The 22,015-nt window shown below is 46.1% G+C and carries 19 protein-coding genes; 8 read left to right on the plus strand and 11 right to left on the minus strand.

The annotated features are described in order from the left end of the window. Nucleotides 1-131: 131 nt before the first annotated feature. From AB9P05_RS18435 to AB9P05_RS18445, 3 genes are all read right to left on the minus strand, one after another. Nucleotides 132-761: a hypothetical protein gene (locus AB9P05_RS18435; protein WP_371910309.1), complete on the minus strand. Its 630-nt coding sequence runs from the start codon at nt 759-761 to the stop codon at nt 132-134. A gap of 246 nt (nt 762-1,007) precedes the next feature. Beyond that, entirely contained in the window at nt 1,008-1,823 is an 816-nt protein-coding gene (locus AB9P05_RS18440; protein ID WP_371910310.1) for an SDR family NAD(P)-dependent oxidoreductase, read from the minus strand. Nucleotides 1,824-1,863: 40 nt separating this feature from the next. Beyond that, entirely contained in the window at nt 1,864-2,313 is a 450-nt protein-coding gene (locus AB9P05_RS18445) for a hypothetical protein (protein ID WP_371910311.1), read from the minus strand. Nucleotides 2,314-2,626: 313 nt separating this feature from the next. Between AB9P05_RS18445 and AB9P05_RS18450 the strand changes: the two genes are divergently transcribed. Further along, nucleotides 2,627-3,322 carry an SDR family oxidoreductase gene (locus tag AB9P05_RS18450; RefSeq protein ID WP_371910312.1) on the plus strand — a complete coding sequence of 232 codons (696 nt, stop codon included), beginning with the start codon at nt 2,627-2,629 and terminating at the stop codon, nt 3,320-3,322. Here AB9P05_RS18450 and AB9P05_RS18455 read toward each other — a convergent pair. Both AB9P05_RS18455 and AB9P05_RS18460 read right to left on the minus strand, forming a co-directional pair. Further along, nucleotides 3,239-4,459 (minus strand): adenylate/guanylate cyclase domain-containing protein, encoded by a 1,221-nt coding sequence (locus AB9P05_RS18455; protein ID WP_371910313.1) that lies wholly within the window; start codon nt 4,457-4,459, stop codon nt 3,239-3,241. The genes AB9P05_RS18450 and AB9P05_RS18455 overlap by 84 nt on opposite strands. A gap of 45 nt (nt 4,460-4,504) precedes the next feature. Next, a complete protein-coding gene (locus tag AB9P05_RS18460; protein ID WP_371910314.1) occupies nt 4,505-5,851 on the minus strand; it encodes an amidohydrolase family protein in 1,347 nt (448 codons plus the stop codon). Between the two features lie 134 nt (nt 5,852-5,985). Between AB9P05_RS18460 and AB9P05_RS18465 the strand changes: the two genes are divergently transcribed. From AB9P05_RS18465 to AB9P05_RS18475, 3 genes are all read left to right on the plus strand, one after another. Further along, nucleotides 5,986-6,876 (plus strand): helix-turn-helix domain-containing protein, encoded by an 891-nt coding sequence (locus tag AB9P05_RS18465; protein ID WP_371910315.1) that lies wholly within the window; start codon nt 5,986-5,988, stop codon nt 6,874-6,876. Nucleotides 6,877-6,997: 121 nt separating this feature from the next. Further along, nucleotides 6,998-7,390: a DinB family protein gene (locus AB9P05_RS18470; protein ID WP_371910316.1), complete on the plus strand. Its 393-nt coding sequence runs from the start codon at nt 6,998-7,000 to the stop codon at nt 7,388-7,390. A gap of 138 nt (nt 7,391-7,528) precedes the next feature. After that, the gene (locus AB9P05_RS18475) at nt 7,529-8,899 is read left to right on the plus strand and encodes a sensor histidine kinase (protein ID WP_371910317.1); all 1,371 of its coding nucleotides are present in this window, start codon (nt 7,529-7,531) and stop codon (nt 8,897-8,899) included. Between the two features lie 24 nt (nt 8,900-8,923). On the opposite strand, the gene AB9P05_RS18480 is transcribed toward AB9P05_RS18475, so the two are convergent. Then, nucleotides 8,924-9,883, minus strand: a complete 960-nt coding sequence (locus AB9P05_RS18480) for a TMEM43 family protein (protein ID WP_371910318.1) — start codon at nt 9,881-9,883, stop codon at nt 8,924-8,926. A 417-nt stretch (nt 9,884-10,300) separates the two neighbouring features. On the opposite strand from AB9P05_RS18480, the gene AB9P05_RS18485 reads away from it, so the two are divergent. Continuing rightward, the gene (locus tag AB9P05_RS18485) at nt 10,301-10,576 is read left to right on the plus strand and encodes a DUF3817 domain-containing protein (protein ID WP_371910319.1); all 276 of its coding nucleotides are present in this window, start codon (nt 10,301-10,303) and stop codon (nt 10,574-10,576) included. 145 nt (nt 10,577-10,721) lie between these two features. Here the strand turns inward: AB9P05_RS18485 and AB9P05_RS18490 are convergent, their stop codons facing one another. The 3 genes from AB9P05_RS18490 to AB9P05_RS18500 form a co-directional block, all read right to left on the minus strand. Next, nucleotides 10,722-11,990 carry an alginate export family protein gene (locus AB9P05_RS18490; protein WP_371910320.1) on the minus strand — a complete coding sequence of 423 codons (1,269 nt, stop codon included), beginning with the start codon at nt 11,988-11,990 and terminating at the stop codon, nt 10,722-10,724. Nucleotides 11,991-11,998: 8 nt separating this feature from the next. Further along, nucleotides 11,999-13,789 (minus strand): cache domain-containing protein, encoded by a 1,791-nt coding sequence (locus AB9P05_RS18495; protein ID WP_371910321.1) that lies wholly within the window; start codon nt 13,787-13,789, stop codon nt 11,999-12,001. Nucleotides 13,790-13,979: 190 nt separating this feature from the next. Continuing rightward, complete coding sequence (locus tag AB9P05_RS18500; protein ID WP_371910322.1) at nt 13,980-15,539, minus strand: long-chain fatty acid--CoA ligase; 1,560 nt, start codon at nt 15,537-15,539, stop codon at nt 13,980-13,982. A 182-nt stretch (nt 15,540-15,721) separates the two neighbouring features. On the opposite strand from AB9P05_RS18500, the gene AB9P05_RS18505 reads away from it, so the two are divergent. From AB9P05_RS18505 to AB9P05_RS18515, 3 genes are all read left to right on the plus strand, one after another. After that, complete coding sequence (locus tag AB9P05_RS18505) at nt 15,722-16,942, plus strand: hypothetical protein (protein WP_371910323.1); 1,221 nt, start codon at nt 15,722-15,724, stop codon at nt 16,940-16,942. A gap of 164 nt (nt 16,943-17,106) precedes the next feature. Next, nucleotides 17,107-17,649 carry an exosortase K gene (gene xrtK, locus AB9P05_RS18510; RefSeq protein WP_371910324.1) on the plus strand — a complete coding sequence of 181 codons (543 nt, stop codon included), beginning with the start codon at nt 17,107-17,109 and terminating at the stop codon, nt 17,647-17,649. After that, nucleotides 17,633-20,443, plus strand: coding sequence for an MSEP-CTERM sorting domain-containing protein (locus AB9P05_RS18515; protein WP_371910325.1), 2,811 nt, complete (start codon nt 17,633-17,635; stop codon nt 20,441-20,443). The genes xrtK and AB9P05_RS18515 overlap by 17 nt, the downstream gene beginning before the upstream one ends. A gap of 7 nt (nt 20,444-20,450) precedes the next feature. Here AB9P05_RS18515 and AB9P05_RS18520 read toward each other — a convergent pair whose 3' ends face one another. Then, nucleotides 20,451-20,993, minus strand: coding sequence for an immunoglobulin-like domain-containing protein (locus tag AB9P05_RS18520; protein WP_371910326.1), 543 nt, complete (start codon nt 20,991-20,993; stop codon nt 20,451-20,453). 44 nt (nt 20,994-21,037) lie between these two features. After that, nucleotides 21,038-21,994 (minus strand): YitT family protein, encoded by a 957-nt coding sequence (locus AB9P05_RS18525; RefSeq protein WP_371910327.1) that lies wholly within the window; start codon nt 21,992-21,994, stop codon nt 21,038-21,040. Nucleotides 21,995-22,015 lie beyond the last annotated feature (21 nt).

Genomic DNA, 22,015 nt, shown 5'->3' on the forward strand with positions numbered 1-22,015 from the left:
AATTGCTTAATCGCAATATTACAATCAAATAAAATGGCATGAAAATTTGTTGCTATCGTTTAGAGCATAGGAAATAAAAAAAGCAGCCTGCCCTCAGCAGCCTGCTCGTAAATGGTTCAGCTTAGCTGAAATTAATAGTCGTCATTAGGTGGACCGGGATCCTCTTCAGAACCTTGAGGTCTGGCTCTTTTAGTTCCTCTGTATTTATCGTATTCTCTTGATTCCAGATAGCCACTGCCATCGGCATCATAACTACGATAAAGTCCCTGGCTGAACTCCCTGTCACTTATCATATTATCACTATCGGCATCCCAGGCATCATAATAGCCTGTGTTACCTATTCCCTGGTTATATTCTCCAGTATCCAATATTCCATCCTGGTTAGTATCCCAGTCATTAAATGCTCCGTACGCGTCCTCACTGTATCCTGCAAAATACGTTTCCATACCAGTGTTCCACTCATTTTCATCGAGCATACCATCCTGGTTGGTGTCCCAGGCATTACGTGATCCTTCGTAAAGTTCAGCATCGGTCAGGGAGCCATCCGCATCACTGTCCCACTCGGACATTCTGTTAGAGTTGGTGATTCCGTTATAGAACTCATCGTTATCAATGGATTCATTCGCGTCCGTGTCCCAATCTTCGTATGCAGCATAATCAGGCTGGTCAGGAGTTTGCGGCATTGTCTGGCCTATGGCAACTGAGCCGGTTAGCATAAATCCGAATGCACCGATACATGCGGCAATCTGATTTCTTTTCATAATCATACCAGTTAAAAAATTCCAGTAAGGGGAATATCCCCATTAGTTCTGTTTTACAATCGTAAGTTTATCGTATAGTAAAATTGCTCGATTACTATCGATATGTTGAAAAAATACAATTTGAATTAATTCAAATATAAAACAGAATTACTACAAGGATATGCTGGCTAATGTTTTATAAAAACATGAAAATCAGATAAATACAAAATTTGTTTGTGTTATAGTACTAATTTTGGTAGGGTGAAATTAGCCGAAGGCCGTTTCTACTGACCCACCGTCAATGCGTATATTAGTACCATTTATATAACTGGCATGTTCGGAGCATAAGAAGGCGACCATGGCAGCTACCTCCTCAGGTTTACCCCTACGCTTAACCTCAATGTGAGGCCGTTTATTTTCGAGGAACCAGTTTACAGCCTCTTCCACAGAGCTATTTCTTTCCTCGGCCAGTTGCTCCATCATAGCATCGGTCATGGGTGTCTTTACGTAGGCTGGAGATACTGTGTTAATTAGCAGACCATCTTTTGAGTAGGCTCTGCTCAGGCATTTGCTCAGGTTTATTAGCCCTGCTTTGCTGGCGTTATACGGACTTTCTTCCTCATATGGTTGTAAAGCATTCTCTGATGCTACAAAGATCAAACGCCCCCATTCATTTTCCTGCATATGAGGGATAAAGGCTCTGGCCACCCTTACAGCCCCCATCAGGTCAATATTGATGGTTTCCATCCAATCCTTATCGGATAGATTCAGAAAATCGCCTGCCGCACCACGGGCTCCGGCAAAGTTTGCCACTATATGGGCGGGACCAAAAGCTTTGCGAACGTTTGCCGCTAAGGATTTTACTTCCTCATAATCGGTCAGGTCCGCTGTGAAAGTTTTTACGTGATCACTGGTTGAAGCTAATTTGCGAACCTCATCTGCTGCTTGTTGCAGTTCTTCTTCATCAATATCAGTGAGAACGATTCTGGCACCTTCTGCAGCCAGCATTTTCGCAGTGGCAAGTCCCATGCCTGAATCACCACCGGTAATGACGGCAATTCTATCTTTAATTTTAAGATCCATTGGTTAGTATGTCTGTTTTGCGTTAAAAAAATAAGACAGGCTAAAGTTGACCAGGCTTTATGCCGGTCCACTTATCTTCTTTGAGCTGGATTATCATAAGCCGGGCAGGTGAATCACCTACGGTTCCTGACTTATGCCCTCTATGGCCTTGCTCATTTGGTTGGGTATTTTGATCCGCGCCTAGTGACAGGTCGCCCGGACCCATTTCAACACGGGTTCCATCCTGTGTTTCTACAAACCACTTTCCAGAAAGAGGAATAATCCATTGAGGTTGCGGGTTTTCATGCCATTCACCCACCCAGCCAACAGGTAACTGGGCAAACATTACATGAATGGCGCTGTCCATAAGATGCTTGTTCCATTGGGCAGCGGCATCACCTCCCATGCTTTCTTTTTCAAACCCATATATAAATTCTTTGCTTTGATGACTGACTCCGTCATCATCTGTCCATACGTGCCAATAGGCTAAAGAAGGTTGCTCGTCTTTCATACTGTTTGCTTAAGGGACTACCAGTTAACTAGCTGATGAACAAACAGTTTTATGAGGTGGGGGGAAATGAAAACTACCCGGATTTTTCGATTTAATCTAAAACCCGGGTAGTTAATCTAACGTTAGAGACGGTTTGGTTGACGGTTAGTTCTGATTTGTGTATAATAAAAAAACCTGTATGTTTAGTGTTATTGAATATAAATAAAAAAATCTGATTATCAATGAGTTGCGTGTAAATTAGTGTGTGATGGCTAAACTTAATAGTGGAGGGAAAGTCTTTTTTTACTAGGGAGGTTTTAATTATTGATACAGAATGGAAAAGCAAGTAGCATTGGTTACTGGTGGTAACCGTGGTGTTGGATTCGAAGTTTGCAGACAATTAGCCGATAAGGGATATTTTGTCCTTCTATCCGGCCGCGATGAGACAAAAGGAAAAGAAGCGGTAGCCAAACTGAAGCGCAGTAATGTTCATTTTTTACTAATGGATGTAGCGGATAAAGACAGTATAGAGCAGGCGGCCGAAAGTATTGCCTCTGATTATGGCAGGCTTGATATACTGATCAACAATGCAGCAATCCTCTATGACTCCTGGCAGAAGGCCCACTCAGCAGATATGAGACAAGTACATGATGCCATTCATACCAATCTTTTGGGACCATGGACTTTATGCAGGAAAGTGATTCCTATGATGGAAAAGCAGGGCTGGGGGCGTATAGTAAATGTGAGTAGTGAGTCAGGAAGTATGAAAAGCATGGCGGGTAATACGCCTGCCTATTCCGTAACCAAAGCAGCACTAAATGCACTTACGATAAATTTGGCGGCAGGCCTCCAAGGCTCAGGTATTTTAGTAAATAGCGTCTGTCCCGGCTGGGTCCGTACAGATATGGGGGGCAGTTCGGCACCACGTAGTGTGGAGGAAGGCGCCTCAAGCGTTCTTTGGGCGGCGACATTGCCTGATGAAGGCCCTAGCGGCGGTTTCTTTCGTGATGGTAAGCCTATCCCGTTCTAGCGCTAATATTATTCTTATCAGCCCCTTCGCTGTTCTTACTTTTATACCTTCCAAGTTTGCGTTCATCACTGTACTTATAGGCACTTCCTTTCTTTTCCCTCTGAACTTAAATTCGCCCAGGCTTATAACGGTATAATGTGTAGGAGTTTGTATGAGCTTCAATAGCTCATCTGAAACGATCAGCTTGGCATCAAAGCCATTGCAGCATTCAAGTATTCGGGAGGTGGTGTTGAGCACATCCCCGGTGTAGATTATGTCCTTCTTAACCGTTCCAACTTCACCGGTAGTGACTTTGCCACAATGTAGTGCCGCCTTAAATTCCGGCCTGTGACCGTAAGAGGTAAAATACTCTTCTGAAAGGCGGTCAAGTATTTGGTCAACAGTAAAAAAGCAATCAATACACCGGCCTTTTTTGATGCCTGATTTCAATTTCCAGGTGATCACTATCTCATCTCCTACGTACTGGTAAATTTCCCCATACGATTCATGAATAACCTCATTAAGGTCTACATAAAGTCTATTGAGTAAAGTAAAGTACTTTTTGTCTCCCAGTGTTTCAGCAATGGTGGTGCTGGACTTCATATCAAGAAACATAAAAATGCGCTCTTCCTGCTTGGGGCTGTAATACCTACCCATGAGCAGGTCCAGTAGTTTTCCGTGGCCGTAGCGGTCATTAACCTGAAGGAAGACCAGCGTGAGCATGCTAACTACTGTCCACACTAGCAGTACAATAAGGAAGTCCGGTCTAAGGTAGAAACTCCATGAGTTCTCTATGACTAACTCGTTCCATAAGGGTAGCCCCCTGGAGTATGAAAAGTAAAACATGGAGGCAGGAAAGCATACTATAATAATGACGGAAGTAATGGTAAAGGCATTGATGAGCAGGGTGACCCAGAGAGGAAAGTTTTTGTAGATATCCTTAAGGATAAAAACCATGGTGGTGGCTCCGAGTAAACCGGCGAGGGCCACCACCAGGATAGAGGTAAATACATCAGTGGACAGATCATACTGATAGTCAGGCTTCGCGGAAACCTGTATAAAAAGGTAATCATAGATAACCTTGAAAAGGGCTATACCAAGCCAGAAAAGGCTGACAAAGCCGGCTTGTATCAGTTTGACCCGGGTACCTCTTTTCATTCTGTCTGGCTTAGATTATAAAATTAGCAGGAATGAAGTATCACTTTATTTAACCCTTTTGCCATGCTTCATCACCATTTCTACATTTTGTAATAAGCTTATGTAACGGACAGCGTCTCCTTTTACCGCAATTATATCTGCGTATTTACCTTCAGTTACGGTGCCGTACTTATCGTCCACACCCATCATTACAGAGGGCCAGTAGGTGGCTGCTTTAATGGCGTACAGGGGGTCAAATCCGAATTCGTTTACCCAAACGTCAAGCTCATTCCAGGTGCTCTGGCAATGGAACTTCATGGGGATTCCGCTATCTGTGCCTACCATAAGCACAACCCCTGCCTCTCTTAATTGATTGACCTTTTTTTCGAGGGTGGGTTTTCTGACAGGTGTAAGCTGAAAATAGGGGAGCTCACCTGGCTTTTGGATGGAGGAATAAATGTCGTTTACTATCGAGTCGGGTAATCCCAGCTTCCAGCAGTCATTGTCTAGTTTTTCAGGGTTATCGCGCACATATTCATAATTATAGAGTCCTTCTACGGTAGGGGTCCAGAATAGCGGGCCTTTGTTCATTTGGGCGGTTCTTTCTGCCAGCATTTTCATGATATCATCAGGGTAAGCAGGTGCCGAAGACAAGCCGGTATGCTCAAAGCAATCTACCCCGGCTTCAAGTCCGAGGCGTATTTCATTTGGGCGATGGGCGTGGGCCACTACCGGCAGATCGTTTTTATGAGCTTCATCCACTACAGCAAATACCTCCTCTCGGGTCATCTCATCCTGATCTATTAGTTTGATGCAGTCTACTCCGGCATCGGCAAGCTTCTTTACTTTCGCACGGGCATCTTTTTCCCCGCTCACTCCCCAGCGATAATCATCTGTACCGGGGTAGGGTGCGTGCTGTATGAACGGACCGGAAACATAGAGGGTGGGGCCGGGTATTTCCCCGCTATTGATGCGGTTTTTTACACTCATAATTTCCTCAAGAGGCGCCCCGAGGTCACGGGCAGAAGTGACACCGGCCATAAGAAGCTGATTAGCTGAGGCAGGCATTATTACTTCTTTAAATGTGTCCCGATAGGTAGGGTGCCACTCGCTATAGGTGGCATGTCCATTGATCATAAGGTGTACGTGCATATCCCACAGACCTGGCATTACGGTCATCCCTTCGGTGCTGATTATTTCGGCGTCACCGGGGATTTCAAGTGATCCCTGGGTGCCTACAGCTTTAATCTTTTCTCCCTCAATTAAGATAACGCTGTTTTGTATAGGCGTGCCTCCAAAACCATCTACCAGTGTTCCTCCTACCAGGGCTTTGCGCTCCTGGGCGTGAGAATCATTTATATAGCACAGAAAAATACATAGCAAGGCAGATAAAAAAGTTGAACATTTCGTCATAAGTCTGTTTGTGTTTGTATTGCTTTAATATACTGCCTGCACGTGATTATGTCTTAGTCTTACGCCTAAAATTACGTATAGGATTTTGTGTTAAAAAGCGTATCTTATGATGCAAGCATCAGATTTCCAGTTTTATGCAAAGACAAGTAGCCAGTTTGCCCACTCTATTTGCTGATTATTCCGAACGTATTTCCACAATCGATGGCAATGCTTCTGTTGTTCATTACGTTCAGCAGCGATCCGCTGACAGAGTCAAAGTAAAACTGGACAGCCACCTAATCGTACTGATACGAAGTGGTTCAAAAATGCTGTACCACCACACAGGCAATAATACAGTGCCTCCGGGCGAAGGGTTTTTTCTAAAGAAGGGCCAGTACCTTATGTCTGAAAAGCCCCAGGGTGAAATGCCATACGAAAGCTTTCTCATATTTTTTAATGACGAATTTGCCCATCGGAATCTATCTCATATTACTACTCCTCCGGTGGTAAACGGTACGGTGGGTGATACATGTGATATGGTAAGGGTAGGGCCGGATCTACGGATTGATGAGTTTGGGAAAAGTCTGAGACAGTACTTTCCGGTTCAGGAGCCTGAGCCTTTCCTTTCTTCTATGCTCACTATCAAAATACAGGAGATCGTTCAGTTGCTTATTATGTCCAAGGCTACCCCGGGCTTTCAGTCCCTGTTTCGTCGTCTGTACGATCCTGCCGTGTGTGATTTGGAGAAGCTCATGGAAATGCATTTTAAGGACAACCTCTCGCTTGAGCAGCTTGCCTTTTTATCTGATTGTAGCCTGAGTACCTTCAAGAGGAAGTTTGAGCAGGCGTATGGCCAGTCTCCAGGTAAGTGGATACAGGGGCGTAAACTGCAGGAGGCGTATACCATGCTGGCCACCACAGGGTTTTCTGTAAAGGAAATAGCATATGCCTGTGGCTTTGAGAACTCTTCACATTTTATCCAGTCTTTTCGCCAGCGATTCGGCAATACTCCCGCACAATACAGGCAAGCCCTTCTGGCATCATAATCTGACCTTTTTAGCATATCCGGACAGTAATTATTCCCTTATATTGCGGGAAAGATAAGGTATGGATCGGGAGTATTTTCTTAAATCATTCACGTACAATCATCAGGCTAATAAGGCCTTGATGGAGCAGTTACTTCAAATGCCTGATATCCCGCAAAGAGCAGCTCGCATCACCTCGCACATGTTGCAGGCAGAGAGAATATGGACGGACAGGATATTGTCTCGAACAGAAAAAACGCCAGGTCCCTGGGATGAGCTTTCGTCTGAAAGCTGGCTCGCTATGGCTGAACATAACCTGGAAGATATCAGGCGTATCGCAGAGACTGAGAGCCGGTTAAGCATGGAAGCGGATTATACGAATACCAAAGGGCAAACTTTCAGAAATTTTGTACGGGATATTTTGCAGCACCTCCTGCTACACGGCGCGTATCACCGGGGACAACTGGCCCTGCTACTCAGGCAAAACGGTGAAAATCCTCCTGCTACGGACTATATTTTTTACCTCAGAGAATGAGTGAGTTGTAGTATTCTATTGTTAGTAAATCCACTTCATTTGAATTATACTTGTACGCTTATTGTTAAAACCGGCATGTACCTATTTTAAAGAAGAGACCAACTGAAGGAAAAGAGGAGAAAGAATTAGGTTTAATAAATGGGATTAAGCAAGCGAATTTCACAATTCAAAGAATCACAACTTGCCAGCTCGTCTTTAAAATTTGTTTACCAGCAGCGTCTGATGACCCAGGTTTTACTATTGGGTATACTGGCCGCAGTAGCACATGTAATACTGGATGCTTACCACAGGGTGTGGGTAGGTGTAGGTATTGATATGGTGTTGCTTTTCAATATTGTACTGATCTACCTGTTCAACAGGCGAGGGTATTTTATATTTAGCAGATTATACCTGGTCGTTTTCATAAACCTGGCGTTTTATGTGGTAGCTAATATGGTACCGCGCAGTTATGGCATGTATTTCCTCTTCATGCCTATGGTTTGCCTTCCTTTCGTACTATTTGAGTATCATAAGCAGTTGATCCGATGGACCATGAGTCTACTTCCGATCATCCTTATTCTTGCTCTGGAAGTCACCGGCTATGAATCCTCTATTATTCCTTACCGTATCACAGGTGACCATGCCTATTCCTTCCTGCTGAATTACCTGAGTGCTGCTGTTACCCTGTACTTCATTGTAGACTTTATGGTGAAAGCTCACCTGCGAGCTGAAAGTAACCTGGAACATAATCAGGAAAGACTGAGGACCCTTACTGAGGATCTGGGGTATAAAAATCGCCAATTGGAAAAGGCGAATAAGGAACTTGACCGGTTTGTCTATAGTGCTTCTCATGACCTCAAAGCCCCGCTTGCTTCCATAAAGGGGCTGATTGACTTGGCCAGACGGGACGAAATGCCCGCTGAGGTTGACTATCTGAATATGATGGAGGAGCGTGTGGATCATCTTGAAAAGTTCATTTTTGAAATCACTACCTATTCGCGAAATAGTCGCCAGGTAGTGAATCCGGAATATCTGGCAGTGCCGGAATTGATAGATGAGGTGGTAAGAGGCCTGCGTTTTATGCCAGGTGCAGAATTGATCCGGCTTCAAATAGATGATAGGATAGGGGCTCCGGTTTTTGCTGATAAGTATCGACTGACGATAATATTAAACAACCTGATTAGCAATGCCATTAAGTACCACAGGCTTGATAGGGAGGATCCTTTTATCAGAATAGAACTGGTGGTGAAAAATGGGAGCTTGCTGATGACGGTAGAAGATAACGGCCCCGGCATACCAGCTGAGCAGACAGTGAGGATCTTCGAGATGTTCTACCGCGGGGCGGAAACTTCAGATGGCACAGGCCTGGGCCTCTATATTGCCCGTGAGGTAGCTGAAAGACTGAATGGCTCTATTGTGGTGGACTCTGTATCAGGCACTGGTACCCGATTTACATTTTCTATGCCTCTGGAGCAGCCAAGACTACAGGATGCACACCTGGTAAGCAAGGCAGTTTTTCCGGAAAAATAGGAGTTTTTAATCAACCATGGGTCTTTATCCTATTGCGTAGGGTGAGCTGGCCAGGCGCTGGCGACTCCTTGCCAGCTTGAAAAGGTAAAGGGCAAAAAGGCAAAGGATGGTACCTAGTGCGCGTAAATACCAGGTGAGCAACTTTTGATTATCTTTCAGGTGATTCAACATAACCTTTTTTGTGACAACACCCGGCATAACAATACCGATTTGCTGACCCGGTTTGGCTTCGTAGGGCTCCAGCATCCCTTCCTTATAGGTTGAGAGCAGGCTGTAAGTCCCTTCCGGCACAACCTCCCACCATACCTTTGTATCACCAATCTTAGGGTTCTCGGGACTACCTTCCCCTATATACAATACTCCGGCGGGTAAGGATGGAGTTTCTGAATCAAGATGCTCAGGTATATAGGGCATATAGTTATCTGCCGATGCCAGTAGCCTGCTGCTGACGGGGTAGCTTCCGGCATACACTTTTTCAGACTGTATCACCAACCCATCCACCGGGATTTTCATTGGGTTTAAGTGCTCTTCGCGACGTTTAAAACTACGGCTGTCTATCAGGCCCTCACGCCAGACTTTGCTGTAGGTATACTCCTTTTCGTAAGCGAGCGCATGGGCATAAGTATTTACCCGTGCAGGTTCTTCCACCCACTGATACGTTTCAACCCTTCTTTTCATTTTCAGACCCCTGACGGTAATGCCGAACTGAGGGTCTGTTAGTAAGTCAGCACTGGTAAGTTCATCAGATACCCAGTATAGCTGCCCGGGTACGGGTTCCTGGTTCTGGGGCATATCTGAAAAGGGGCTCATGCCTGCAGCCGCTTGCTGAAGTTGCTCGGTGTCTCTGCGGTTACGGGATTCATTCCAAAATAATAGCAAAATGGCTGCTGTGAGGGCCAGGATTCCCAAAAAGGTCGCCGGAATGCTCAGCAGTGTTTTTTCGCCTTTCAACGTCATATCCTTATTGGAAGAGTATGAACTCATGCGCTAAAAAGTTAAGGTGCCTCTCAGGTATAATTCGTTATGGCTATCTTAAAAGCCACGAAACAAATATGACACGAATGAGGCAAGCGAACCGTACGGATTAAGATAGCCCTCTACAAGTGTGCTTTTTTTAGCTTTAATTGGGATGGTGATATTATTATAAGTGTTAGGAACCAGTTAGTTAAATACAAATGCTTCCTGTTTGATGTTACTTAGGTAGTCAAACGGATGTACAGAAAGTGGTGTGGTTAACTGTTATAACATGCAGTTGCTATACATTTTTCATTTCTTCAAGCTTACATTTACAAAAAGCAGGATGATTACATAGTGTAATCTGATTAGTCCTGATGGGAATTACCGGTCGGCTTATTAGATTTACTCTCTGAATAGTAGTCCCTCTTGAGTTTACATTGAGTTATGATACCTGCGCTGAGAATTACGGCCCTTTTAGAGGGTATATCCTTTCTTGTTCTATTGTTTATTGCGATGCCCCTCAAATATGCCTTTGACCAACCGGATATGGTGCGGATAACGGGCATGGCCCATGGGGTACTATTTATAGCCTACGTTATGCTGGTATTAGTAGTGGCTGTTCGGCGATCCTGGACGGTAAAAGTCTCATTTCTGGCCTTGCTGGCTTCCGTACTTCCCTTCGGTACCTTTGTGGCAGACAGGAAGATTTTCAGGGATTAGCCTGGCTTTACCTAAAGGTTTTTAAGGCAGTTAAAGGCAGGTCAATATTGCGATAACTTCCTGTATGCTTTGATGTAAGAAGGTTGGTTTCCGGACAAAGATGGTGCCCTGCAATATCCAAATTTTGGATATTGCAGGGCTTTTCTTATTCTTTATCTGTGGAAATAAAAACAGGCTTAAAGGTTAGCGCAAGCCATACCCAGTTATTCAATCCGTTGGATTGTCCGCCTTTCACCACTTCCATAGATTCGGTAGCCAGCATGTGAGAATAACCTCCGGTAAGGGTTAGCTCATCATTTGGCGAATAGCTCAGATATAAGTCTGTTTCTACGCCCAGATGTTTTTCATATCTCTCATTGCCAGGTTCTTCCACTGGTAGTTGGGCATAGCTGGAGAATGAGTGTATATCTGCATTGAGTTTGAGGTTCTTCTTTGGGGAATAGCTTCCTTTTACCATGGCGTCTATCAGGCCTGTAGTAGGTGTAAAATTAAGGTAGAAATAATCCATGAAGCCAAAGTGGCCATGTCGCAGGCCATATAGTATATCAAATGTACGTGTTTCTGTAAGGGTAGGGGAAGCAGCGTCTGAATAGGACATACCGGAAAGAACGTCAGCCCCTGCCTTCCATGTCCATTGATCCGAAAACCTGTACGCCGCCATAGCAGACCAGAAGTGGGCATTTACCCTTAGGTCGTCCGCATTTTTGCCTCGTTGCAGGTAGGCTCTCGCTTTTAGCGAAAACCGTTCTTTACTGTATGCAAGGGTAGGCCCGAAGGTCTGCTCAAAATTTTGCGAGCTGTCCGCCATTTGCATGCCCCGGTTGATGAATAGAAAGGATGCTTCGAGGTGCTTCCAGGACTTTTTCATCCATAAGAATTGCAAAGACTTGTAATAATCTCCTTCGTAGTATGTGCCGAATATATTTCCTTTATCCTGGTTAAAGGCCAGCCCCAGATCGGCCTGAAAGGTACTGTCAGCGTACTGAAATATACCGGCATCGTGGCTGCGGCCGGTTTGCCTCCAGTTAAGGCGGCCCAGCAGGTACCCGTCTTCGTAGCTCAATTCCTGACGGCCCGCTTTCAGGTATAGCTTGTTAAGCAGTTTTAGTCGGGCCCATGCCTCAAATACACCGGTAGATGGCTCATCAGCCAGTTGGTCCTGATCGCCCCATATGCGCACATCCTGCAGCGAGATGTAGGTAGTAAACAGGTCGTCTTTCTGGTAAAATGCATTAAGCCGCGTCCGCTGTGAGATAAAGAAAGACGGGTCATCACCTTCTGCTTTTAATGTGCGGTAGCCATTGCGAAACTGGGCTCTAGGCCTCATTTCAGCCCCTAGCGTAAACTGGGCCAGTGACAATTGGGTACAGGTCAGCAGGAGAATTCCTGAAAGAATCAGGCGTGTAAGAGTCATACGTTAGGTTATCCTTTAGTTGTTTCAGAAGCTTTAAGCGAATCCAGTTCGGCTTTCAGGGCCTGGTTTTCCTCGGTAAGTTCCTGCTGGTTACGCAGCATCTCTTCCTGGGTGGCCTGCATCTCTTCCTGGTTCTGACGTAGCTCTTCTTCCTGAGCTTTCATTTCGTCTGCCATCATCTGGGCTTTTTCCAGCAGATCACGCGTGGTTTCATTGGTTCTTACTGATCCCACTGTAGAGGCGAGACTTTCGCATAATCGCTCGATCATAGCTACTTCATAGTCTTTGAAGACATTAAAAGAAGCTATCTCCATCACACCGAATATATCATCATTATATTTCACGGGAAAAAGAACGATATTTTTTGGAGTGGCCTCACCCAGTCCTGAAGTGATAGTGAGGTAGTCATCCGGAACTTCTGTAAGCACAGTGGTTTCTTTTTCTAGATAGCACTGCCCGGCCAGTCCCTGGCCTATCTCAATTGTTCGCTCCATGAATTTCTTACGATCATAAGCATACACGGAGGTCATCACGAGCTGCACACCATCCCCGCCGGGGCGCTCCTCGGCCAGGTAGATGGCAGCCTGATTTATGCCTACGTACTTTGCCAACGCCCTGAGAACCTCATCACAGAGTTTGACGGTATTTTCCTGATTGCTGCGGAGGATGTCCCCGAACATAGCCATGCCCTGTGTACTCCAGCTACGTTGCTTTTCTTCTTCAGAGGTTTTTTGCAGCTTCTCTCGCATCTGAAGTAATTCATTGCCGAGCACATCCTGTTCACTCAAAGGAGTGAATTCATGGGTCAGGTTTCCGTTGCCTATCTCTTTTGCAAAATCCACATAGGAATTGGTGCCCTCCACCAGGTTATTCAGGGATTCTGTCATCTCCCCGATCTCATTTTTAGCTTTTCTTTGGATAAGTTCCACCTTTTCACCTCTTGCGAGCCTTTTAAGGCGGTCTTTCACCTGGTTTATCATCTGTACAATACTGCTGGTAAACCTGTATGTAAGTATAGAAGCAAAAACAAGCGCGGCAAAAGTGGCCAGTACAATGATCAGGTAGGTACGGCGCAGGTCATTGTAGTACTCTGTTTTCATTTCAGCCGCCATAGCCGCCACACTATCTGTATAAACGCCTGATGAAATGATCCACCCGAGCGGTTTATAGAGCCTTGAGTAGCTTATTTTTTCCTCCTTCTCGCCAGTCTCTGGCTTTTCGATTACATATTCTACGAAAGCCTCACCTTCTGCCAGTGCACCTTCCACCCGTGCCTGATAGATGTTTTTACTATCGTACTTTTCCGTGTTATACTTTTCAGCACTCATAACCTTACCTTCATTCTGAGGCTTGGCTGCGTGCATGATCATAGTAGGGTAGGGTAGCTGGGAGTTAGTGATCCAGAAGTAGCCGTTTCCTGAGTCAAAGCGAGAGTCCTTTAATATCCTTAAGGCTTCGTTTATAATCCCCTCTCTTGCCTGGGCGCCATATACTGTGAGAAGGCTGTCATCGGAGGCAGCCCGGTGCAGGCTGTCGTCAGGGATGAGGTTCTTTTTAATATATTCAAGCTGGTGGTTTGAGTCATTGGCCTGTTCATACTGAGAGTGAAGTACGCCATACCCCACATCTACAATATCCTTGAGGTGCGTGCGGAGGTTGGCCATCTCCCTGTCTCTGAAATCTTTTATCTCCTTGTCGGTTTGCTGTTTGATAAAATAAAGGGAGACACCGCTGACAAGCAAAGCAACGATGGTAAGCACGCCACACATCAGAAGAGTGACTTTCTTTTCCAGCTTCATATAGTTAAAATTAGATTAGGTGTTTGAACAAAACTAATTTTAATTTATACTTTAAATGGTTCTTAATGCGGCGTATTCTTACACCAATCAGGATTTTAGTGGAAATGATAGGTAGCGGCTATTGATTTTTCCAAAAAAAATGTCGTCCGCGGGGGCGAACGACATTAAGAAATTTGCGATACTAATCAGATCAGGCAGTTGCCATTTCAGCTTTCAGTTCCTTTTTCAGGATCTTGCCGGTAGCCGTCATAGGCAGAGCGTCTCTGAACTCGATGTGCCGTGGGTATTTATAGGCAGCCATTTTCTCTTTGCACCAGGCTTTCAGTTCCTCATTACTTACCTGCTGCCCTTCTTTAAGCACAACATAGGCTTTCACTTCTTCCCCGTTCTCATCATCAGGTACGCCAATTACGGCTACCATAGACACCGCAGGGTGTTGCATCATTTGCTCCTCTACTTCGCGAGGGTACACGTTAAATCCTCCACGGATGATCATGTCTTTGGTACGGTCCACTATATAGTAGTAGCCGTCGTCGTCACGGGTGGCCACATCACCGGTATGCAGCCAGTCGTTACGTAAAGCACTATCATTTGCTTCGGGTTTGTTAAAATAGCCTTTCATTACATTATGGCCACGTACGAGTAATTCACCTTTTTCTCCATTGGCCACCGGTTGCCCTTGCTCATCAGCCACCATCATTTGTACACCCCATATAGGCGTACCGATGGAGCCGGGCTTACGTTCACGGTCAAGGTGGTTAAAGCTTACTACAGGAGAGCACTCGGACAGGCCATAACCTTCCAGGATAGGCACCCCATATCTGGCTTCAAAGTCTTCGAGGACTTTGAGGGGCAGGGAAGAGCCACCAGCGACTGACAGCCTCAGGCTTTTACGTATATCATTGGTGTATTGCTCGCCTTCCTTAAAGTTAAGCATGGCCCAATACATGGTAGGGACGCCGGCGAATACGCTGATGGCGTCTTCTTTAAGAGAAGTGAACACAGCCTGCGGGTCAAAACGGGGCTGCAGGTAGGTAGTGGCGCCTGCCAGTATGCCCGCATTCATTTGTACCGTTTGACCAAAGCTGTGGAAGAGGGGCAATACGATAAGCTGACGGTCTTCGCTGGTAAACCCAAAGAGGTCTACACTGGCCCGGGCATTGTAAAACATGTTAAAGTGGGTAAGCTCGGCGCCCTTAGGCTTGCCGGTAGTGCCGCTGGTGTATAGGATGACTGCCGTGTCTTCTGGCCGGGTCTGTACCGTATCGTCCACAGGCTGCTGATTATGCATGAGCTGTCCCATGGTCTTGCTGCCTTCGTAGGGTGACTCAGCGGCCGGGTCTACCGTAATGGTAATGAAGTGTTCACAGCTATCCACCTGGGAAAAAGCAGCATACCCCATCTGACCAAGCGGAAGCTGCTCAGTGCCCTGGAAGCAGAAGTAGGCTTTGGCCTCGCTGTCCTGCAGGTGATAAGCGATCTCGTCAGGTTTAAGGAGGATATTAAGAGGTACTACTGTAGCACCTGCTTTCAGTATACCGTAATAAGCCATAGGAAAATAGGGTAGGTTCGCGCAGCTCAGGGCCACTTTGTCTCCCTGGCGGATACCTGCCTGCCGAAGGCCGGCAGCTACCTGGTTGGCAGCGCCGTTTAGCTGGGCAAATGTCAGGGGGCGTCCTTGAAACACAATGGCTTCTTTATCAGCGTAACGCACCGCACTTTCTTCCAGCAGGATGGCTAAGTTCAACATAGTATTTTCTTTTTTCAGGTTTGTGTGAATGATTTCAGGTGTAAAAGATAAGGAAAATTTAGAGGATAGCAGACAGGTGAAAATTTTTTGTCCTTGTATGGAAAAGCCTCTATGCGAGCATCCAGAGTATAGTATTTCTATAACCTGTCTGTCCTTTTTGCAAAGAAAACCACTACTACACCATGAGAAACCTCCTCTTATTCACCCTTTTGGTTACTACTGCCTTCCAAGCCATAGGGCAGGAATTCACCACCTATGATAATGGCCTGATATACAGTAAACGTACTATGTTTGAATTGCGTGGCATTGTAGACTCGCTGAACCTAACCTACAAAACATGCGATCTTAACCGTACTTATGCTTCTGTTCCTCAGGCACAAGGGTTTTACATCAGCCTCACCGAAGGCAATATGAAGGAGGCCTTTTCCGATATGAAGGACCACATTCCGCTGAAGGCCTTCAGGGAAAAGTACCCTGTGGCAGAAATATCTGACACGCTGCTGGTAATTTCTACTGCTTATACAAATCGTGACCAGGAGGAAAAGGTCCGCCTTTTCAGTATGGGTATGGAAGGAAGTGGCAACTCCCTATATTGTGATGCGGATGTATACAAGGAAGGTGACACCGGCTATTATGTAGTACATTATCCTGCAAACGAATATTCAAAGGAATATATGGAGGCTTATTATATACCACAAACTTTTCACTCCGCGGTCATGCCCAGTACATATGCCCATAAGGTAGGCTATGCGGACTGTCTGATAGACACCACCACCTCTAAGTTTACCCGTGATGCCACCTATGGAAATGTCGATATGCCTGACAATTGGGAGGCCCTGTCTGATAAAAAAAAGGAAAAACTTCTGAGCCGTATGCGACAAACCCGGGTGATGGGTATGTGCAGTATGGATGACAGCCCAAGGCGCCATGCGGTGAATATGGCAGTGCTGTCCGCCGCTACTGTCAACTGGCAAGTCTTCCTGCGAGCCCATCTGGATATTATGAATGATCGCTTTGAGCGCTTAAGCGACGGTAATTATGCATGGACCAGGCGGCAGACCTATATAAAGGAACTGGAGGAGCTTAATATACAGGTGCTGGACCTGATGATAGGTATATCCCTGCGCACAGCTGATCCTGCTGAGCACCACTACACCAGCAGCGTGAGCCGTACTGCCCGGGCCCTTAGCGAAACCCGGTATCCGGAAGTAACTGAGGCTACCCTGCTGGCTATGGTCACTGATGCTAAGCTGGACGTTTTTAATCGCCTAATTGGGTTTTACCTGATTTCAGGGTATGCGGATTATCTGGAGGACGAAACCCATAAGGCCCGTTTGGAGAAAGACATTGCCGCTGCTGTGGCAACACTGCCGGAGTACATCACACGTGAAGTAGAAAATTAGGCCGGGGTAAAACGATAATTCTTTAATTACCAGCTTCGGAGAACATGGCCTGGCTCCAGAGAGCAAAGTGCCTGCACCCCCTGTATTATTACAAAAACAAGTATTAGTAATACTTCTACTGACTGTTTTGCGTTTTCAATGTACATTTGTCCGGACTGATAAATATGAAAAATGCTCTTACCCGTCCCCGGATGTTTGGCTTCGGGGTGGCTACACTTATCTTTCTGGGCCTGAAACTTCTGTTCCGCCAGGCGGATACAGCTTTCTTTCAGTTTCTGCTGGCCCCGGTCAACTTTCTGGTTTGTCTGCTATCCGATAGCAACTCAGTTTACATGCCGGAACAGGGGTATTATCATGCCTTTTATGGGTTTATGATCGATAAATCTTGCAGCGGATATAACCTGATGCTACTCTGCTATTTGATGCTTACGTACCTCTTGCTCAGGTATACGAAAAGAGCTCACTGGGTCTTAACTGCCGTGCCGATAACCCTGGCCCTGGCGTATGTTTTCACCATTTTGGTGAATGCTTCCCGGATTCTCATGTCCATGACCTTTGAGCCTGCCATGGTGAGAAGGGTAGCCTTGGATGAGGTCATCCTTCACGAGGGGATGGGAATAGCTACTCATATTACTTTTCTGGTGCTGCTCTACATAATTTCTGAAACATTCCTGAGACGTAAAAACCTCCATGCGCAATCTGTTTAACCCCTGGTGGCTGTTTATCATAAACACCCTGCCGATTTGCATTCTGTTTTTTCTCTATGGGGCGCAGTACAGCATCATTCAATCGGAACTGAATCCTGAGAGCATCTTTTTATGGAAGGTGTTTGGGGGCATCCTTGGCTGTATGGCCCTGCTGAATGCAGCCTATACGGTCTATCTGATCATAAGAAAAAAACCAGTAAGCCTTTGGTACGCTGCTGTGGCTCTGTGCGGCTATACTGTATTCCTGTACGTGATGATGATTCACTATGATGATCTCATCGGTGGGGCCATTCCGGATTGGATGATAGCTGAAAACCTTCCCTTATATCCGCTTACTTTCTTAATGCCTACCCTGGCTTTTGTCATGGCAGAGCTGATCTATAAACTTACCCCATCCAGAAGTAGCCAGGCTGGCTGGCTGAGTCTTGCGGGCGCTGTGAGCATACCCCTTCTTTTCTTCTTTTATATTAGTGTCATTTCCTCCCTTTGGCACCCTGATCCCGGGCGGTTTGGTACGCATGCGCTTTTTTTATTATTCATCGCGCTTACCCTGGGTTTCCTCTTTCTGTTATTCCGGGCCGGTTATATACTGGTATATAAGAACTCAGACAGGCTAAATAAATATGCGCTCGTCTGGAAGGTGCCCTTTGCCATCGTGTTTCCTCTCCTAGGCCTTGCGCTGAACCAGGGTTTACTTTATAATGATTTTGGTAGTTCGAATGGACTGTTTGGTAACTTTGGTGATCCATGGTTTTTTATTCTGGCCGTTGTAAACGGGATCCTCCTATGCCTGCCTCCGCTTCGTAAGAAGCGCCTCAGACTGGCCGTATTTACCGGAAGGAGCATCACCTTTTCCTACACCTTATACTTTTTCTTCGTACTGCTTCCTTATCTGCCCCTTTCCATCATAGCCATCATCGCTTTTGGCTTAGGATTTTTAATGTTATCCCCCTCCTTGCTTATAGTAGTGCATGTGCGGGAGTTATGGCAAGATATACGTGATCTATCTGTCTTTTATTCCAAAAAGTTACTTTATGGACTACTTGCTTTAAGCTTTCTGGTGCTACCAGGCCTTATTACCGCTACTTATATGCATGACCGGCAGGAGCTCTTTGCCATACTGGAGTATATGGACTATCCTGATTATAGCAAAACGTATGAGCCGGATAGGAAGACCCTGCTGAAAGTGGTCAGAAACAGCCAACATACCCAGGTGGCATCGAGGGGTAGGGTGTCTTTTGGAACCCCCTTCTTGAGTACGTTTTATCACTGGCTGGTAATGGATAACCTGGTGCTATCCAATACCAAGATGGAGAAGATAGAGCGCGTGTTTGCCCTGCCTGAACATGTAGGGCTACAGCGGCGACAGAATGAGCCTCAGGAAGCTGAGGTAAGGATAAACCATTCGGAGGTAAGCAGCAAGTATGACGAAGCAAGCGGCACATGGAGAAGTTGGGTAGCGCTGGAAATTACCAACTACAGCACCAGCGATCAGAATGGGGAATACATTACCACACTGAACCTGCCCCAAGGCTGCTACATAAGCGACTATTATCTGTACGTAGGAGACAGAAAGGAATACGGGATCCTGGCTGAAAAGAAATCGGCCCTATGGGTGTATACTCAGATCCGGGGGTATAGGAGGGACCCGGGTATATTATACTATCTCACCGTCAATAAAGTGGCGTTTCGTGTATTTCCTTTTTTAAAAGGTGAAGTAAGGCGCACAGGTATTGAATTTGTGCATAAAGAACCGGTGGAGTTGATCATTGACGATCATACACTGATGCTTGGAGAAGCACAGGTTTTGGATTCAGAAATTATAGATGGTAAGCATGCCGTGTATATCCCCTCTGACCGGAAGGCGGCTCTGCCCCCGGCTAATCGTACCCCATATTACCACTTTATAATTGATGCCTCTGTGCGGGCCAGTCATGATCATATTATCAGCGCAATGGATGCTTTCAGTAAAGCAGGCACAGAGAGGTTAGAAGGTGCACAAATAAGTTTGGTGAATAGTACCGTGCGTACCATGGACTATACGGAAAAATGGCGTGAACAAGTAGCGGGAATTACGCTTGAAAACGGCTTTTTTGCAGAGAGGGCCATGCGACAGATATTGGCCCGGCATTACCAGGATAATGCCCCTGCATACCCTGTCATGATTGTGATAAGTGACAGCTTGTCTGAAGGAATCTGGCCGGAGAGTTTTGCGGATATGCAATTTGCAGTGCCCGAATCAAGTGCCTTTTATCATCTGCAGCCCGACGGGTCTTTACGTACTCACTCCCTGATTTCAGAGCCCTCTTTGCCTGTCACCAATGATAGGCTGCTTAGCCGTGAATTTGACGTGGTACAGTGGGAACACGAGGGGAAGGTTCATTACCTGAGATTGGATGGCAGGGCGAGTGTGGTGCTGAAAAATGACCTGTTTACCTTACCGGAAGCCGACATACATGAGAAAAGCTGGCAGAGTGCCCTGGCCTTGCAGGCCAAGCAGATGGCTCACATACTGCACCCCGAGGTGGCAGGTGATGAATGGCTGCAGATGGTGAAGTATAGTTTCCTCTCTAAAGTAATGACCCCTGCCACTTCATACATCGTGGTAGAAACAGAGGCGCAGAAAGCCATGCTGATGAAAAAGCAGGAAGAGGTATTGTCCGGAAATCCGTCACTGGATGCAGGGGAGGATGTGGCCCGCATGAGTGAGCCGGAATGGTATATACTGGCCGCGTTACTTATCCTGTTTATATACTACAGGCAACGCCGCGCAGCCAAAAGGTCTGCTGTATAGGGTAGTCTTATTCCACCCGGAATTGAGTGCATAGCGTAGTGTCTGTACCGTTCATGTTCATTTGCTTGCACAGGCGATACAGACCTTTATCAAAGGTATAATAATCTCCTGTGCGAAGGTCAATGCTCATTTCCCTGGACTGTCCGGCCTGCACTTCCATAGCGATATCATTAAAAGCGATTTCGTCCAGGTAGTCAAGCTTATTCCATTCCCCGTTGCTGCTCTCTTCCACATGAAACCGTTCACCAAAGGTGAGCACCTCGTCAGTATTATTGGTTATTGTAATTCGGGCCATCTCCATAGAGTCGGCGATAAAGGTAGGCGGCTCAATGGCCATTATTATACCGTTTGCCTCATTTTCAGACATATCTGTGCTCATACCCGGGGTCTGCTCTGCCGCCTCAGTGGTATCCGCTGTATTTTGCTTCCGTTCCTCACCATCCTGAGAGTCACAAGCATACGTGATAAGTACCATACATAATATGGCCAGCAGGCTGGCAAATTTGAAAAAAATTGTTTTTGCTTGTAATGTTCTGAATATTGATCCCATACTTCCTATAACGGATCTTTTAGCAAAGTGTCACAGCAAAGGCTTTATTTGATCTTCTTCAGGGCTGTTTTCTTTATCATACCCCCGCGTGTGTCCTTCACGGATGACATGATGAGAAAGGCGTTAGGGTCCACCTTATCTATTTCCGTTTTCAGACGCGCTACCTCCAGGCGCGTGATTACCGTATATACGATACGGGTCTCTGCATGAACGCCTTCTACCTTGCTGTAGCCCTTCTCACCTTTAAGAATAGTACAGCCCCGGTGCATGCGCTCAATGATAGCCTGCCTGATGCCGTCCGTATGGTCAGAGATTATGATGACTCCCGTGTACTCCTCTATACCATCTATGACAAAGTCCGCTGTCTTACTGGCTGCAAAGTAGGTAAGTATGGCATATAGGGCGATCTGCACTGTGAATACATAGGCCGCCGTGAGAAATATAAAGAGGTTAAAGATCAGAATTACATTGCCTACACTTAGCGAGGTTTTTTTGCTGACATAAATAGCCAGCACCTCTGTGCCATCAATAATGGCTCCGCCGCGAATGGCCAGGCCTATGCCCAGTCCCAGAAAGAAACCGCCAAAGGTGGCCACCAGAATCTTGTCCTGCGTGATGGCAGGGTAGGGTATCAGGTAAATGGCGAGGGATAGCATGATAATGCCCAGGATACTTTTATAAGCAAAGCGCTTATTTACCGCCCAAAAGGCCAGCGCCAGGAAGGGCAGGTTAAACAAGAAAATTAGAAGGGATAGGGGAATGTCCGTAAATACATCCACGATCAGGGAAATACCCATCACCCCGCCATCAATAAAGTGATTGGGTATAAGAAATCCCTTGAGGCCAAATGATGCAGCGAGTACCCCCACACTCAGGTTAAAAAAGTCGCTGAGGGCATGTTTAAGGTCTACTTTCAGGTCACGCAGCCTTCCTGCCCCGGACTTAGGGCCGCCAAGCAGGCGATTAAGGGATACTAAGGTGATACGAAGGGCTTTATTCATTGGGCAATCAGATGTCCTTTT

This window comes from Roseivirga sp. BDSF3-8 (assembly GCF_041449215.1).
Lineage (GTDB): Bacteria > Bacteroidota > Bacteroidia > Cytophagales > Cyclobacteriaceae > JBGNFV01.